General features: G+C 67.1%; 13 protein-coding genes. 5 read left to right on the top strand and 8 right to left on the bottom strand.

What is annotated here, in order from left to right; all coding sequences use genetic code 11:
* Positions 1-21 precede the first annotated feature (21 nt).
* From ribB to pepT, 3 genes are all read right to left on the bottom strand, one after another.
* Positions 22-1,107, bottom strand: a complete 1,086-nt coding sequence (gene ribB / locus DES45_RS13425; protein WP_114770536.1) for a 3,4-dihydroxy-2-butanone-4-phosphate synthase — start codon at positions 1,105-1,107, stop codon at positions 22-24.
* A gap of 35 nt (positions 1,108-1,142) precedes the next feature.
* On the bottom strand, positions 1,143-2,255 hold the full coding sequence (aroC, locus tag DES45_RS13420; protein WP_114770535.1) for a chorismate synthase: 1,113 nt from the start codon (positions 2,253-2,255) through the stop codon (positions 1,143-1,145).
* A 362-nt stretch (positions 2,256-2,617) separates the two neighbouring features.
* On the bottom strand, positions 2,618-3,853 hold the full coding sequence (pepT, locus tag DES45_RS13415; protein ID WP_114770534.1) for a peptidase T: 1,236 nt from the start codon (positions 3,851-3,853) through the stop codon (positions 2,618-2,620).
* A gap of 263 nt (positions 3,854-4,116) precedes the next feature.
* Between pepT and DES45_RS13410 the strand changes: the two genes are divergently transcribed.
* On the top strand, positions 4,117-4,671 hold the full coding sequence (locus DES45_RS13410; RefSeq protein ID WP_114770533.1) for a hypothetical protein: 555 nt from the start codon (positions 4,117-4,119) through the stop codon (positions 4,669-4,671).
* Here DES45_RS13410 and DES45_RS13405 read toward each other — a convergent pair.
* Complete coding sequence (locus DES45_RS13405) at positions 4,640-5,005, bottom strand: hypothetical protein (RefSeq protein WP_114770532.1); 366 nt, start codon at positions 5,003-5,005, stop codon at positions 4,640-4,642. The two genes, DES45_RS13410 and DES45_RS13405, sit on opposite strands and share 32 nt — an antisense overlap.
* Before the next feature lie 154 nt (positions 5,006-5,159).
* Between DES45_RS13405 and DES45_RS13400 the strand changes: the two genes are divergently transcribed.
* Positions 5,160-5,363, top strand: coding sequence for a hypothetical protein (locus DES45_RS13400; RefSeq protein WP_114770531.1), 204 nt, complete (start codon positions 5,160-5,162; stop codon positions 5,361-5,363).
* A 13-nt stretch (positions 5,364-5,376) separates the two neighbouring features.
* Here the strand turns inward: DES45_RS13400 and DES45_RS13395 are convergent, their stop codons facing one another.
* Positions 5,377-6,774 carry a metal-dependent hydrolase family protein gene (locus tag DES45_RS13395; RefSeq protein ID WP_114770530.1) on the bottom strand — a complete coding sequence of 466 codons (1,398 nt, stop codon included), beginning with the start codon at positions 6,772-6,774 and terminating at the stop codon, positions 5,377-5,379.
* Positions 6,775-7,007: 233 nt separating this feature from the next.
* Between DES45_RS13395 and DES45_RS13390 the strand changes: the two genes are divergently transcribed.
* The 3 genes from DES45_RS13390 to DES45_RS13380 all read left to right on the top strand — a co-directional run bounded on the left by DES45_RS13390 (position 7,008) and on the right by DES45_RS13380 (position 10,744).
* Positions 7,008-7,469, top strand: coding sequence for a DUF4126 domain-containing protein (locus DES45_RS13390; RefSeq protein WP_114770898.1), 462 nt, complete (start codon positions 7,008-7,010; stop codon positions 7,467-7,469).
* Entirely contained in the window at positions 7,466-8,854 is a 1,389-nt protein-coding gene (locus DES45_RS13385) for an FAD-containing oxidoreductase (RefSeq protein ID WP_114770529.1), read from the top strand. The genes DES45_RS13390 and DES45_RS13385 overlap by 4 nt, the downstream gene beginning before the upstream one ends.
* 132 nt (positions 8,855-8,986) lie before the next feature.
* Positions 8,987-10,744 (top strand): adenylate/guanylate cyclase domain-containing protein, encoded by a 1,758-nt coding sequence (locus DES45_RS13380; RefSeq protein ID WP_114770897.1) that lies wholly within the window; start codon positions 8,987-8,989, stop codon positions 10,742-10,744.
* A 21-nt stretch (positions 10,745-10,765) separates the two neighbouring features.
* Here DES45_RS13380 and DES45_RS13375 read toward each other — a convergent pair whose 3' ends face one another.
* From DES45_RS13375 to DES45_RS13365, 3 genes are all read right to left on the bottom strand, one after another.
* Positions 10,766-11,326 carry a cupin domain-containing protein gene (locus tag DES45_RS13375; protein ID WP_114770528.1) on the bottom strand — a complete coding sequence of 187 codons (561 nt, stop codon included), beginning with the start codon at positions 11,324-11,326 and terminating at the stop codon, positions 10,766-10,768.
* A gap of 301 nt (positions 11,327-11,627) precedes the next feature.
* On the bottom strand, positions 11,628-13,040 hold the full coding sequence (locus tag DES45_RS13370) for an aminotransferase class V-fold PLP-dependent enzyme (protein WP_114770527.1): 1,413 nt from the start codon (positions 13,038-13,040) through the stop codon (positions 11,628-11,630).
* A 72-nt stretch (positions 13,041-13,112) separates the two neighbouring features.
* A complete protein-coding gene (locus tag DES45_RS13365) occupies positions 13,113-13,571 on the bottom strand; it encodes a RidA family protein (RefSeq protein WP_114770526.1) in 459 nt (152 codons plus the stop codon).
* Positions 13,572-13,811 lie beyond the last annotated feature (240 nt).

The raw sequence follows: 13,811 nt of genomic DNA, 5'->3' as shown, positions 1-13,811 counted from the left end.
GAAATCGGCGTGAACGGTCGGTCAGTTCTCGATCGGCTCCTGATCGAGAAGCTCGATGCCGAACCCGCTCAGCCCAACGTAAGAGCGGGAGGATGTGGCAAGATTGCGGATGGAGACGACGCCGAGTTCCTTGAGGATCTGTGCCCCGACGCCGATCTCGCGCCACTGATTGGAGCGCATGGCCTCGGACTCCGTCGTGTCATGGTCTGAGAAATTCGTCGTCGGCACGCCGGCGGTGCCGTCGCGCAGGTAGACGAGAACGCCCCTGCCCTCCTTCACGAAGCGCCGCAGGGCCGCGTTCACGGTCTTGCCGCCCTCGAACACGTCGGTCAGCGCATTGGCGCGGTGGAGGCGCACCGGGATGTTCGTTCCGTCGCCGATGCGGCCGTGGACGAGCGCCATGTGCTGCACGCTGTCGAACGGCGTCGAGTAGGCGTAGCCCGTGAACGAGCCCCACTGGGTCTCGACCGGGAAGGTCGCGATCCGCTCGACGAGCTTCTCGCGCGCCTGCCGATAGGCGATGAGATCGGCGACAGAGATTCGCTTGAGGTCGTGCTTCCCGGCGAAGACGTCGATCTGCTCGCCTTTCATGACCGTGCCGTCGTCGTTGGCGAGCTCGCAGATCACGCCGACCGGCGGCAGGCCCGCCAGCTTGCAGAGATCGACCGCCGCCTCCGTGTGGCCGGAACGCATGAGCACGCCGCCGTCCTTGGCGATGAGCGGGAAGACATGGCCCGGACGCACGAAATCTGCGGCGCCCATGTTGTTGTTGGCGAGCGCCCGCACGGTGTTCGAGCGCTGCTCGGCCGAGATGCCGGTGGTGAGCCCGTGCTTCACGTCGACCGTCACCGTGAAGGCGGTGCCGAGGGGTGCGTCGTTCGAGGCCACCATCGGGTCGAGCCGCAGACGCCTCGCGTCGGCTGCCGTCAGCGGCGCGCAGACGATGCCGCAGGTGTTGCGGATGATGAAGGCCATCTTCTCGGGCGTGCAGAGGGAGGCGGCGACAATGAGGTCGCCCTCGTTCTCGCGATCGTCGTCGTCGGTGACAATGACGATCTCTCCTTGCGCGAAGGCTTCGATGGCTTCGGTGACGCTGTTCATCGTCATCTGGCTTCCTTGTTTGTCGTGCACCGCGACAGGCTTTACTGGAACGGCCACGGAATGGCAGCGCCGACCTGGCCCCGGTGGCGCAAGAGGTGGTCTGCCAGAACGCAGGCAACCATGGCCTCGCCCACCGGAACGGCCCGGATGCCGACGCAGGGGTCGTGTCGCCCCTTGGTCCTCACCTCGGCCTCGGCCCCGGCGCGCGTGACGCTGGCGCGCGGCGTCAGGATCGAGGAGGTCGGCTTGACAGCAAAGCGGCACACCACCGGCTGCCCCGTGGAGATGCCGCCGAGGATGCCGCCCGCGTGGTTCGACAGGAAGGTCGGCGCGCCCGCATTGCCGGGCCGCATCTCGTCCGCGTTCTCCTCGCCGCGCAGCGCGGACGCCGCGAAGCCGTCGCCGATTTCGACCCCTTTTACGGCATTGATCGACATGAGCGCCGACGCCAGATCGGAATCGAGCTTGCCGTAGACCGGAGCGCCCAGGCCAGGCGGCACGCCCTCGGCCACGATCTCGAGGACGGCCCCGATGGAGGAGCCCTCCTTGCGCAGGCCGTCGAGATAGTCCTCGTAGAAGGCAGCGGCCTCCGGGTCCGGGCAGAAGAACGGGTTGCGGGAGACCTCGTCCCAATCCCACCGGCTGCGGTCGATCGCGTGCGGCCCCATCTGCACGAGCGCGCCGCGGATCGTAACGCCGGAGAGCACCTTGCGGGCCACCGCGCCGGCCGCCACGCGGGCCGCCGTCTCGCGGGCCGAGGACCGGCCGCCGCCGCGATAGTCGCGGATGCCGTACTTCACGTCGTAGGTGTAGTCGGCGTGGCCGGGACGGTAGCTGTCCTTGATCTCGGAATAATCCTTCGAGCGCTGGTCCACGTTCTCGATCATCAGGGCGATGGGCGTGCCCGTGGTGACCTGCTGCCCGGTGCGCTCGTCCGTGAACACGCCGGACAGGATCTTCACCTGGTCGGGCTCCTGGCGCTGGGTGGTGAAGCGCGACTGTCCCGGACGGCGCCGGTCGAGCTCGGCCTGGATCTCGGCGGCCTCGAGCGGGATCCGGGGCGGGCAGCCATCGATGACGCAGCCGAGGGCCGGACCATGGCTCTCGCCGAAGGTGGTGACGCGGAAGAGATGGCCGAAGGTGTTGTGGGACATGGCGCTAACGTATGTTTCAGCGCGTCTTAGAGCCAAAGCGCGCAGGTGTCACGCGCCACGTCGCACCTTAGAGGCGATCTAAAATGGATCAGGCTTGTTTTCCTGATCGGGAGGGGTGCCTCCCGGGTCATTCCCGTCTGGAGAGGACGAAGGAGATTGAGGGCTCCGCCCTCCACCTCTCCCGGTGCGAGCGGGTGAGTGGTGCGCTTCGCCTCGATCCCGCTCACCCGCTCGCACCGCCCCCACCCTTGATCCCTCCCCGCAAGGGGGAGGGAAAAGGCGCTTGGTTCTGAAACCACCGCCCCCCTCACCCGGACCTCACGGTCCGACCTCTCCCACCGGGAGAGGTGGAGGGCGCGCCCTTACGCCCGCTCCTCCCAGAGCTTGGCGAGCTCGACGATCGTGCGGGCGGCGCGGTCCATGTCCTGGGCGCTGACGAATTCGAGCGGGGAGTGGAAGGCGTGGCCACCGGCGAAGATGTTGGCGCAGGGCAGGCCCATGAAGGAGAGGCGCGAGCCGTCCGTGCCGCCGCGGATGCTGCCGCGCTGAGGCTCCATGCCGGCCCGGCGGATCGCCTCGACGGCGTAGTCGACGATCTCCGGATGCCGGTCCAGCACCACCTTCATGTTGCGGTACTGCTCCTTGACCGTGAAGGTGTGGCTGGAGCCCGGATAGGCCGCCATGACCTCCTTGCTGATCGCCTCCAGCAGCGCCTCCTTCTCTTTGAGCCCCTCCTCCGTGAAGTCGCGGATGATGAAGCTCAAGGATGCCTTCTCCATCACGGCCGAGACTCCGGTCGGATGGATGAAGCCGTCGCGGCCCGTGGTGGTCTCGGGCGCCATGTCCTTCGGCAGCCGCGCGACGATCTCGCCGGCGATGCGGATGGCGTTCTCCATCTTGCCGAAGGCGAAGCCCGGATGGATCGCCACGCCCTTGACGGCGATCTCCACCGCGTCGGCCGAAAAGGTCTCGTCCTCGATCGTGCCCGCCGTCTCGCCGTCCATGGTGTAGCCGAAATCGGCCCCGAGCTTTTGCAGATCCACCTTGTCGACCCCGCGGCCGATCTCCTCGTCGGTGGTGAAGAGGATGCGGATCGTGCCGTGCTTCACGTCCGGGTTGTTGATGAGGAACTCCGCCGCCGCCATGATCTCGGCGATGCCCGCCTTGTCGTCGGCGCCGAGCAGCGTCGTGCCGTCCGACGTGATGATGTCCTCGCCGACCAGGGTTTTCAGCACCGGATGGTCCGCGACGCGGATGACCTGGGACGGATCCCCCGGCAGCCGGATGTCGCCGCCCTGGTAGTTCCGCACCACCTGCGGCCTGACGTTGGTGCCGGAAAAATCCGGCGCCGTGTCCATGTGGGCGCAGAAGCAGATCACCGGCACGTTGTTCTTGGGGCTGTTCGACGGAATGGTGCCGTAGACGTAGCCGTGCTCGTCGAGATGCGCGTCCGCCACGCCGATGGCCAGAAGCTCCTCCACCAGCAGCCGCCCGAGGTTCTTCTGCTTCTCGGTCGAGGGCTGGGTCTTGGACGCGGCGTCGGACTGGGTGTCGATGACGACGTAACGAAGAAAGCGATCGGCGGCGCTGTCGGGCATGAGGCGGGGTCCGGGCTGGGAGGAGAGATGGGGGAGTTGTAGCGGGGGATGGAGGCGCTGGGAATGGGGTGCCGAAAGCGCTCCGCACCGGCTCCATGGTTCGCCAAGGGCCGCAGGCCCGTCCGCCGCCCCGGGCCGCCACGCCAAGAATACTCTCCCTAAGGCTTAAACCTTTGGTGGATCTATCTGGCCGCACGCCGGGAGAGCAGGATCGCCGCTCGGTCGCAATCGCGCCGTGGCGGACAGCAAAGGGAGGACCTCGAATGTCACATTCCCGGATCGGAATGATCCTGCGCTCCAGCGGGTGTGCCACTGTGGCAGCCATCGGACTTGCCGTCGCGTCCGCGACCGGCGCCGCCGCGTCGCCGGAGGATGAGATCGCCCGGCTCAACCGCGTGCGCGCCAACCTGTTCGAAGAACTCGTGAAGACGCGGGCGGAAGCCGCCGCCGCCCGGGCGGAGCTGGAAGCGGCCGTCAAGGGGCGCGAGGCCGCCGAGGCCGAACTCGCGCGCATGAAGCAGCAGGAGGCAGCAGGCGCCAGGCCCACCCCGGCCGCACCGAGCGCCGAAGCAAAGCCCGAGCCCCGAAAACCCGCCGCGGCCAGCGCGTCGGGCGCGCCGCGCCGCCAGAGCGCGCGCCCTGCGGCGCCGCGAACCACCGGATCGATTCAGAAAACGGTCGCGGCGCGCGCCCCCCCCCAGCGGGTGGCCCGCAGCGGTGCCGAGCGGCGCGCGGACGTCAGGCCGTCCGCACCCGCTCCCCGCCCGCCGGCCGCTCCGGCGCTGCCTAGCGTGCTGCGCCTGCAAGATCCGCAATAGCCGCCTGCCCGCTCGCATCCACGCGGCATTCGACGACGCCCTGGCGCGCTTCCCGCCCGCCGGAGCGCGAATAGACGATCCCGACTTCCACGGGCGCCCGCCCGCCGCGTCGCGTCCGCCGCATCTCGCCGGCGCTGGCGGCATCGACGCGGACCAGCTCCGCGCCCATCTCGCCGGCATGCGCGCGGGCGGCCGCGATGGCGGCCTGCCGGCATGCCTCGACCACCTGATCAGGAGTGCCCGGACGATATTGGAGTTTGGGAACGACCGCCCGCTCGGCGGCGTAGCCACCGGCCAGCCCGGACGCGCCCAGGAGAACAACGACCCACAGCATGTCTTTCCACCAAGAAGCGCCCTGCGGACATCGCGCTGGGGCGCCATGATTGCCGTTTCAAGAAGCCCCTGCCCGGGCCGCCGGTTCCTCATCCTGGAGGAGTAGGACAGCCGCCGCGGCATCGGGCGGGCATGAGGACGATCCTCGGGGTCGCGTGGCTGGTGACGCGGGCCTTGCGGGACATCGCCGCGAGCCTGGTGCCGCGCGCCGCCCCCCCTCCAAAAGCCTGCTGGTCTACGGCGTGGTGCAGGACGAGCGCGGCCGATGGCAGGTGATCCGCCACGGGCACGCGCCGCAGCTTCTCGACTGGCGCACACCGCCGCCCGAGCTGCTGTCGCGCACGGACGGGCCGGACTGAGCGGCTGAGAGACTCACTTGGGCACCGTATCCTTGTAGATCCTGCCGTCCTTCATGATGACGAGGAAGTTCCTGTCCGGATCGGCCACGAGGCCAAGGTCTTCCAGGGGATTGCCGTCGACCAGCAGCAGATCCGCCAGCGCTCCCTCTTCCACGACGCCGAGCCTGCCCGGATACGGATTGCGCAGGCCGGACAGGGTCAGCAATTCGGCGTTCGTCGATGTCGCCATGATCAGCGCTTCGGCCGGCGTATACCAGCGCGCGAGGGAGGCCAGCATGGCGCCTTGCCGTTTCGCCAGCGCCTCGGAGAACAGGATGTCGGTCCCGAAGGCCGTCCTGATCCCGTATTTCTTCGCCAGGGCGTAGACCCGGTCCGTGCCGGTGACCACCTGGGCGAGCTTCGCCTGCTCGGCCGGCCCGAGCCCGCTGGCGGGGGACGCATCGAGGAAGGGCTGCGTGCTCAGCCAGATTCCCTTCTCGGCCATGAGCCGGGCCGTGTCTTCGTCCATCAGGTGCCCGTGCTCGACGCATTTGACGCCGGCCGCGATCGAACGCCGGATAGAAGCGGGCGTATAGGCGTGGGTACAGACGTAGGTTCCCCAGTTCTCGGCCGCTTCGACCGCGGCGCGCAGCTCGGCCTCGGTGAAGGTCGTCACGTCGAGCGGAGAGAACGGGGACGCCACGCCGCCGCCCGCCGTGAGCTTGATCTGCGAGGCGCCCTGCATGAGCTGCTCGCGCACGCGCATCCGCACCTCGTCCGGGCTGTCGGCGATCATGCTTCCGCCCAGCTGCTCGACGCGGGCGAGCATGCCGCCGATGGTCCGCGGCAGGTCGGAGAGCTGGCGAAAGTCCCCGTGGCCGCTTGTGACCGTGATGACGGCCCCGGACGGGTAAATGCGCGGTCCCGGCAACAATCCTTCGTCGATGGCGCGCTTGAGCCCGAAGGACGGTCCGCCCAAGTCGCGGATGGTGGTGAAGCCGCGCATGAGGGTGGCCGTGGCCTCGGCTCCCGCCAACAGGTTGGAGTAACCGATGTCGCTGGTCAGAAGCGTCACGGGAGTCGGCCGCACCATCATGGCATGCCAATGCATGTCGGTCAGGCCCGGCATCAGCACGCGTCCATTCCCGGCGACGCCCCGGATGCCCGCATTGACGCCGGTCTCGATGGGCTCAGCGGAGATGCGCGCGATGGTGTTGTCCTTCACCAGGACATGGGAGGCAGGCGACAGGGTCGCGGTCCTGCCGTCGAAGATCCGGACGTTCTCGAAGAGGATCGGCCCGTCGCGGGCCGGAGAAGGCGATCGAGGCTGCGATACGGCGGCCGGGGAAGACCCGACCGACAGAACGGCCGCCAGAACGAGCAGCCGGGATGATCTGCGTGTCGGAGTGTCGACCGTTCCTCTGCCGAACATGGCAATCGACCCGTTCTCGTAGGCTCCGGTTTCGTCGCGGTGTCGCCCATTCGACATTAGGGCCGAATTGAGGCGAGCCGGGGGCGCGAGCGGATCGCGATGCGACCGGCTCGATGCTCCGTTGCCCCGGCATCGACTTTTGACCCCTTCGAAGAACGGCCGAGCATGCTAGCATGCCGCCGCAATCGGCTTCCGCCCGGCCTTCCCGGGCGCGATCACGGAGACGCGGCATGGTGGCTGTTCTGTTGGCGCTCCTCATCGGCGCGGTCGCGGGCCTGCGGTCCATGACGGCGCCCGCGGCCGTGAGCTGGGCCGCGGCGCTCGGCCTCCTCCACCTGGAAGGCACCTGGCTCGCCTTCCTGGGCTATCGCGCCACGCCCTGGATCCTGACGGTTCTCGCCATCGGGGAATTGATCGTCGACAAGCTGCCCTCCACGCCGAGCCGCAAGGAGCCGGCCGGGTTCGGCACCCGCATCGTCACGGGGGTGCTCTCGGGCGCGGCCATCGGCGCTTCGGGCGGGTCGCTCTGGGGCGGGCTCGCGGCCGGGGCGGTCGGCGCCGTCGCCGGCACCTTGGGCGGCGCGACCGTGCGGGCGCGGCTGGCGAAGGCGTTGGGCAAGGACCGCCCCGCCGCCCTGATCGAGGATGCGGTCGCGGTTCTCGGATCCGCGCTGATCGTGGGAGCGATACCATGACCCAAGACTTCGACGCGATCATCGTCGGCGCCGGACAGGCCGGCCCCTCGCTCGCCGCGCGGCTCACCGCCGCCGGCATGAAGACCGCGCTCGTCGAGCGCAAGCTCTTCGGCGGCACCTGCGTCAATACCGGCTGCATGCCGACCAAGACCCTGGTGGCGAGCGCCTATGCGGCCCATCTCGCCCGCCGCGGCGCGGATTTCGGCATCGTGCCCGCGGGCCCCGTCACCATCGACATGAAGCGGGTCAAGGCCCGCGCCGACACGGTCTCGACCAAGGCGCGCACGAACGTCGAGACGTGGCTGCGCGGCATGGACGGCCTCACGGTGATCGAGGGCCACGCGCGCTTCGAGGGGCCGGACACGCTCCGCGTCGGCGACACGCTGCTGACGGCGCCGCGCATCTTCCTCAACGTGGGCGGGCGCGCCAGCGTGCCCGACATGCCGGGCGTCGGCACGGTGGATTTCCTCACCAACACGTCGATCCTGCAGCTCGACGCCGTTCCCCGGCATCTGGTCGTGGTCGGCGGCAGCTATATCGGGCTCGAATTCGCCCAGATGCACCGCCGCTTCGGGGCCGAGGTCACCGTGGTGGAGAAGGGACCGCGCCTGATTGGGCGCGAGGACGAGGACGTGTCCGACGCCATCCGCGACATCCTCGCGGCGGAGGGCATCGCGGTTCGCACCGACGCCACCTGCATCGGCTTCAAGCCGCATGCGGACGGCGTCGCGGTCGACGTGGACTGCACCTCGGGCGAGCCGACGGTGGTCGGCTCGCACGTGCTGCTCGCGGTGGGACGGCGCCCCAACACGGACGATCTCGGCCTCGACGCGGCCGGCGTGAAACGCGACGCGCGGGGCTACATCGAGGTCGACGACAGCCTCGCCACCAACGTGCCGGGCATCTGGGCCTTAGGCGACTGCAACGGCCGTGGCGCCTTCACGCACACGGCCTACAACGATTACGAGATCGTCGCCGCGAACCTCCTCGACGGCGCCTCCCGCCGCGTCAGCGCGCGGATTCCTGGCTATGCGCTCTACATCGACCCGCCGCTCGGCCGCGTCGGCATGACGGAGGCGGAGGCCCGCCGGTCGGGCCGCAACCTCCTCGTCTCCAAGCGCCCGATGACGCGGGTCGGGCGCGCCATCGAGAAGGACGAGACGAAGGGCTTCATGAAGATCGTGGCGGATCAGGACACGAAGCGCATCCTCGGCGCCGCGATCCTCGGAACCGGCGGGGACGAGGCCATCCACGGCATCCTCGACATGATGAACGCCGGCGCGGACTACCCGACCCTGCAATGGGCCGTCCCGATCCACCCCACCGTTTCGGAGCTGATCCCGACGATGCTGGGCGATCTACGGCCGGTGGGGCGGGAGGGGTAGCGCAGCGTCGCCACACGACCCTCCCGGTGGTATCCTGAACCGGCACGGTCGCGGTGTCGGGCAGCCGGACGGTGCATGTCGCGTCAATCGCCCAGGCTTCATCCGGCGGATCTCCTCAAGGGAGAGACGGCCATGGCGACTGCAAGAGCGGAGCGGCGGCTGGCCGCCATCCTGGCCGCCGACGTCGTCGGCTATTCCCGCCTCGTCGAGCAGGACGAGGCCGGGACGCTGTCGGCCCTGAAGGTACTGCGCCGGGAGGTGATCGATCCGCTGTTGGCCGCGCATCACGGCCGTATCGTCAAGCTGATGGGCGACGGTGCGCTCGTGGAGTTCGGCTCGGTCGTCGATGCCGTCGCGTGCGCGGTCGCCATTCAGAAGCGCGTTGCCGAGAACCAGACCGATACCCCAACCGACCGACGCGTCGTCTACCGGATCGGCGTCAATCTCGGTGACGTGATCCACGAGGCCGACGGGGATCTCTACGGCGACGGCGTCAACATCGCGGCCCGCCTCCAGGCCCTGGCGGATCCAGGCGGCATCTGCATTTCCGGAACGGCCTACGATCACCTTCAGGGCAAGCTCGACTGCGACTACGAGTACCTCGGCGAACGGGCGCTCAAGAACATGGAGCGGCCGGTGCGACTGTACCGCCCCCTTCTGGAAGGGGCGACCGCACGAACGGCATCGCCCCGGCCCGCGCTTCCCGACCGACCATCCATTGCCGTGCTGCCGTTCAACACCATGAGCACGGACCCGGAGCAGGATTTCTTCAGCGACGGACTGACCGAGGACATCACCACCGCGCTGTCCAAGCTCAAGGGCTTCTTCGTGATCGCCCGCAACACGATGTTCACCTACAAGGGAAAGCCCGTGGACGTGCGCGCCATCGGGCGCGAGCTCGGGATCCGCTATGTTCTCGAGGGGAGCATCCGCAAGTCCGGCAACCGCGTCAGGGTGACCGCGCAGCTCATCGATGCGGCCTCCGAAGTCCATCTCTGGGCCGAGAGGTACGACGGGGATCTGGGCGACATCTTCGTCATTCAGGACGAAATCACCGCAAGCGTCGTCGGCCGCATTGGGCCGGAACTCCTGGCGGCGGAGCATGCCCGCGAAAGTCCTAAGCCGCATCATGGCCTCGATGCCTGGGAATGTGTCGTGCGGACGGTGTTCCTGTGCTCCCAGCTGTCCGAGGAGAGCAGTCGGAAGATGCTCCCCCTGCTCGACCGAGCCATCGGACTGGCTCCCGACTATGCCCAGGCGCTTGCCATGAAGGGCTGGATCACGATGTGGCGCGCGTTCCAGGGGTGGGAGGACATGGGATGCGCCCTGGCGCTTGCCAGGGATGTCGTCCGGCAGGCCATCGCCGCGGACGACAAGGAGCCGTGGGCCTACCTGGCGCAGACGATGACGGCCTACGCGACGCGTGACGATGCCCTGGCGATGGCGGCGGTCAGCCAGGCTGTCGCGATCAACCCCAACTCCGCCTTTGCGCACGGCCAGCTGGGGCTTGCGCATGCCAATGGAGGCCGCGCGGCGGAGGCGATTCCCTGCATCGACTACGCCCTCAGGCTGAGCCCGCGCGAGGCTTTTCTCGGCGACTTCCAGTTCTACTACGCCATGGCTTACTTCCAGGGCGCGAATTACGAGCTTGGATTGAATTATGCGCGGGAGGCGCATCGCCTGCGGTCCGGCCACGCCTATCCGCTGATCATCGGCACGACCTGTGCCGGGTTTCTGGACAACCGGGAGGCTGCCGCGGACCTGCTCGGGCGGCTCAAGTCGCTGGTCCCTGACATCTCGCGGGACTGGGTTGGGGCAACATCCTGCTTCGTCCGCGCCGAGGATCGGGCGCGCCTGCTCGAAGGACTTGGCCGAGCCGGCCTGGATTGACTGGTTGGATTTCCCTCCCGCTCAGGGACTGACGACGACTTTGTAGCCCATGAGCCGCGCAAAGGGCGCGAGCGTTGCGAAGAGCATCTTCTGCACCCAGACCGGGGGGCCGGCCACATAGAAGTGGTCCTTGAAGGTGTGGAGGGTGAGCGCCATCAGCAGGAAGCTGGGCTCCCCCTTGGAGCCGAACCATCCGGGGTGGTTCTGTGCGATGGTGGCGAAATTCATGAAGAAACGCAGCTGATGCTGCGCCGGCGTGAAGCGGATGATCGCCACCGTGTCGCCTTGGTGGGCATTGCGGAAGAAATGCGGCTTTCCGCGGGGAACGGTGATCGTCTCGCCGGGCCGGAGTTCATGCATGCGGCCATCGATGGAGACCGTCAGCAGGCCCGACCGGACCGTGAACGTCTCGTCCGTCTTGGGATGGATATGGGCCATCGCATTGCCGCCGCCGGAGCCTCCCGGCCCCAGGCGGACCTCGAATTCGGCCGCCTCTGCACTCTCGGGCGTGGTGAACACGAACGTCTCTTCATTGAAGGCATTCACCAGGGTCAGTCCCGGTGTGAACGACAGCGCATCCATGGCCCCTCACGCATCGGCTCGCAGATCGACGGAGACTGCAAAGTTAGACATGTCGGCCGGCATCCGACAAGCGCAGGAGCGGCCTTTTGGATACGCTGGGATGATCCCGGCAGCGGCGGATTCGGAGATCTTTCGGCGGTCCGGCGATGATGCTCCTGGCGGAGGGCCGGTCATGGGATGAAGCGGTTGGCATCGTCCGCACATGATGCCTCCTTGCCGAGGTTGCGGCCGGGGATTTTGGCGCGTCGGAAAGGCTGGCGCGTTCAGCGCCAGCTCAGGGATCGAAGCCTCGGGTCGGGCGTCAGACGGTGTTCATCTTGCCGGAGAGGTCCCACATGGCGTCGACCAGTTGGTCGACATCGTCCATGTTGCTCCAGAGATGCGTGGAGACGCGCACCCCGTAATGCTCCTGCTGGGAGCCCGGCACCGGGAAGTTGACGTTCCGGATCACGAAGCCGTACTCGTCCAGCATCCGCTTGACGAAGGCGTCGGATCGCGCCTTGTCCTTAACGTGCTCCGGGTTGCGGAACGGATTGAAGCCCGTCAGGGCGCACACCAAGCGCGGGTCGTCCTTTGGGGAGTAGAGAGCATCGACACCCCACTTCTCGGCGATCTTCTCCTTCAGATGCTGGGACATGCTGATCGTGTAGGCCTGGATCTTGTCCCTGCCGATCCGGTCCCAGACCTCGCACGATTTGGCCAGTCCCATGTAGACGGGAGCATTGCGGCTTCCCGTGCTCTGGATGCGGGCCGCAAGATCGTCCGTCTCCTTGTCGTTCGTCGTACGCGGCGGCAATCCTCCGGCGAGCGGGTAGCTGCTCGTCACCACCGGGTAATAGGCCGGCAGCGGCCGCGGATTGTACTGCGGCAGGACCTTGTTGCGCACATAGAGGATGCCCGTGCCGAGAGGGCCGCATTGCCATTTGTGTCCGGCTCCTGCGAGGAAGTCGACGCCCAGGTCGTGGAAGTTCGCGGCAAACATGCCCGGCACGTGCGCGCCGTCGCAGATGCTCACGATACCCTTCTCCTGAGCGAGCTTCGCCAGCATCTTGATCGGCAGCATGGTGCCGGTCTTGTAGGTCGGGGCGGAAAACACCATGGCCTTGGTGCGCGGCCCGATCGCCTTCGAGAAGAGCTCGACGTAGTCTTCGGCCGTCTGCTTGTTTCCGACCGGCAGGGTAACGCGCTTGATGACGACGCCGTAGCGGTCCTGCAGGATCGCCATCGGGACGTTGCCGCCGCCGTGCTCATGGTTGGTGGTGACGATCTCGTCCCCGGGCAGCCAGACGAGGCCCAGAAGCGAGTGGCACATCCCGTCAGACGTGTTTCCCGACATGACGATCTCATCCGGATCGCACCCGAAGCTGCGCGCCAGGGTCTTTCTCTGATCGAGGAAGTTGCTGTAGCCGCTCATCGACTCGCGCGCCATCCGGCGGTTTTCGGAATCGAGCAGGTTGAGAGTTTCTACCGGCATGGAGCCCGCGGTCCCGATGTTCATGTAACGGACGCCGGGCTTATGGGAGAACAGGCCGCGCACCTCATTCCAGAATGCGGCGTCATCCTTCAGGGCGGATGCGGCCGCTGCCTGCTGCGCGAGGGCCCCGGACGAGGCCAATCCGCCAAGCGGGCCGGCGAGAGCCGCCGAGGCGGCGAGAGCGCTTAGAAAGGAACGACGGTTCGGGTCGAAATCGAGTGTCCGATCGGCTTGCATCATCACACCTCAATGAGAGCCCCGTAGACAAATTCATTTTTTATGAACTGACGCCTTCTGGGTGGCGCCTGGAAATCATGGGCGAACCGCAATGGCCCCGATCTCGACCTTCACGTCGCGCGGCAGGCGCGCCACTTCGACGGTCGCCCGAGCGGGCGGCGCGTTCTTGAAGAAGGTGCCGTAGACCTCGTTCATCTTCCCGAAGTCGTTGAGGTCCTTCATGTAGACCGTCGTCGAGACGATGTGGTCCAGCGAGAGGCCGTCGGCTTCGAGGACAGCCTTGAGGTTGTTGATGACGAGGCGGGTCTGGTCCTCGATGCTGGCATCCTTCATCAGCTGCTTGCTTTGCGGATCGATCGGGATCTGTCCGGACAAAAAGACGGTGTTTCCTACGCGGATCGCCTGGGAATAAGGGCCGATGGCCTCAGGGGCCGACGCGGACGAGACGACTTTTTTCGCGGCGTCCTCGGCTTCTGCCGGCGCTACGACGAAAAGTGCTCCGGTGAGAAAGAGAGCGTTGTAGATGGCCTTCATTCCGTTCCTCCTGCATGCCGATTTGCCTACGGCATAGGCACGATGCTCTCTGTTTGGGCAGTAGGAACGCAAACGCGTTTTTGGCCGTCCAGCTATGTGTGGCCATCTATTCTCAACGCTCAAGCTCTGCGGTAGTATTCGCGCCGATTCGGCTGAATAGATTAAAGGGTTTGCTGTGATGCACAAAGAAAGTCAGAAGAGCTGACCTTATCATTAACGTAGAGGAAGGGCCTTCTTCCT

Source organism: Microvirga subterranea (assembly GCF_003350535.1).
Taxonomy (GTDB): domain Bacteria; phylum Pseudomonadota; class Alphaproteobacteria; order Rhizobiales; family Beijerinckiaceae; genus Microvirga; species Microvirga subterranea.
Note: the sequence above shows the minus strand (reverse complement) of the source record. Positions and strands in the feature narration are given on the sequence as shown.

What these genes read in the sequence shown, in the direction of transcription:
- ribB (WP_114770536.1), bottom strand. Translation starts at nt 1,107, where the DNA reads ATGACGATGAACAGCGTCACCGAAGCCATCGAAGCCTTCGCGCAAGGA.
- aroC (WP_114770535.1), bottom strand. Translation starts at nt 2,255, where the DNA reads ATGTCCCACAACACCTTCGGCCATCTCTTCCGCGTCACCACCTTCGGC.
- pepT (WP_114770534.1), bottom strand. Translation starts at nt 3,853, where the DNA reads ATGCCCGACAGCGCCGCCGATCGCTTTCTTCGTTACGTCGTCATCGAC.
- DES45_RS13410 (WP_114770533.1), top strand. Translation starts at nt 4,117, where the DNA reads ATGTCACATTCCCGGATCGGAATGATCCTGCGCTCCAGCGGGTGTGCC.
- DES45_RS13405 (WP_114770532.1), bottom strand. Translation starts at nt 5,005, where the DNA reads ATGCTGTGGGTCGTTGTTCTCCTGGGCGCGTCCGGGCTGGCCGGTGGC.
- DES45_RS13395 (WP_114770530.1), bottom strand. Translation starts at nt 6,774, where the DNA reads ATGTTCGGCAGAGGAACGGTCGACACTCCGACACGCAGATCATCCCGG.
- DES45_RS13385 (WP_114770529.1), top strand. Translation starts at nt 7,466, where the DNA reads ATGACCCAAGACTTCGACGCGATCATCGTCGGCGCCGGACAGGCCGGC.
- DES45_RS13380 (WP_114770897.1), top strand. Translation starts at nt 8,987, where the DNA reads ATGGCGACTGCAAGAGCGGAGCGGCGGCTGGCCGCCATCCTGGCCGCC.
- DES45_RS13375 (WP_114770528.1), bottom strand. Translation starts at nt 11,326, where the DNA reads ATGGATGCGCTGTCGTTCACACCGGGACTGACCCTGGTGAATGCCTTC.
- DES45_RS13370 (WP_114770527.1), bottom strand. Translation starts at nt 13,040, where the DNA reads ATGATGCAAGCCGATCGGACACTCGATTTCGACCCGAACCGTCGTTCC.
- DES45_RS13365 (WP_114770526.1), bottom strand. Translation starts at nt 13,571, where the DNA reads ATGAAGGCCATCTACAACGCTCTCTTTCTCACCGGAGCACTTTTCGTC.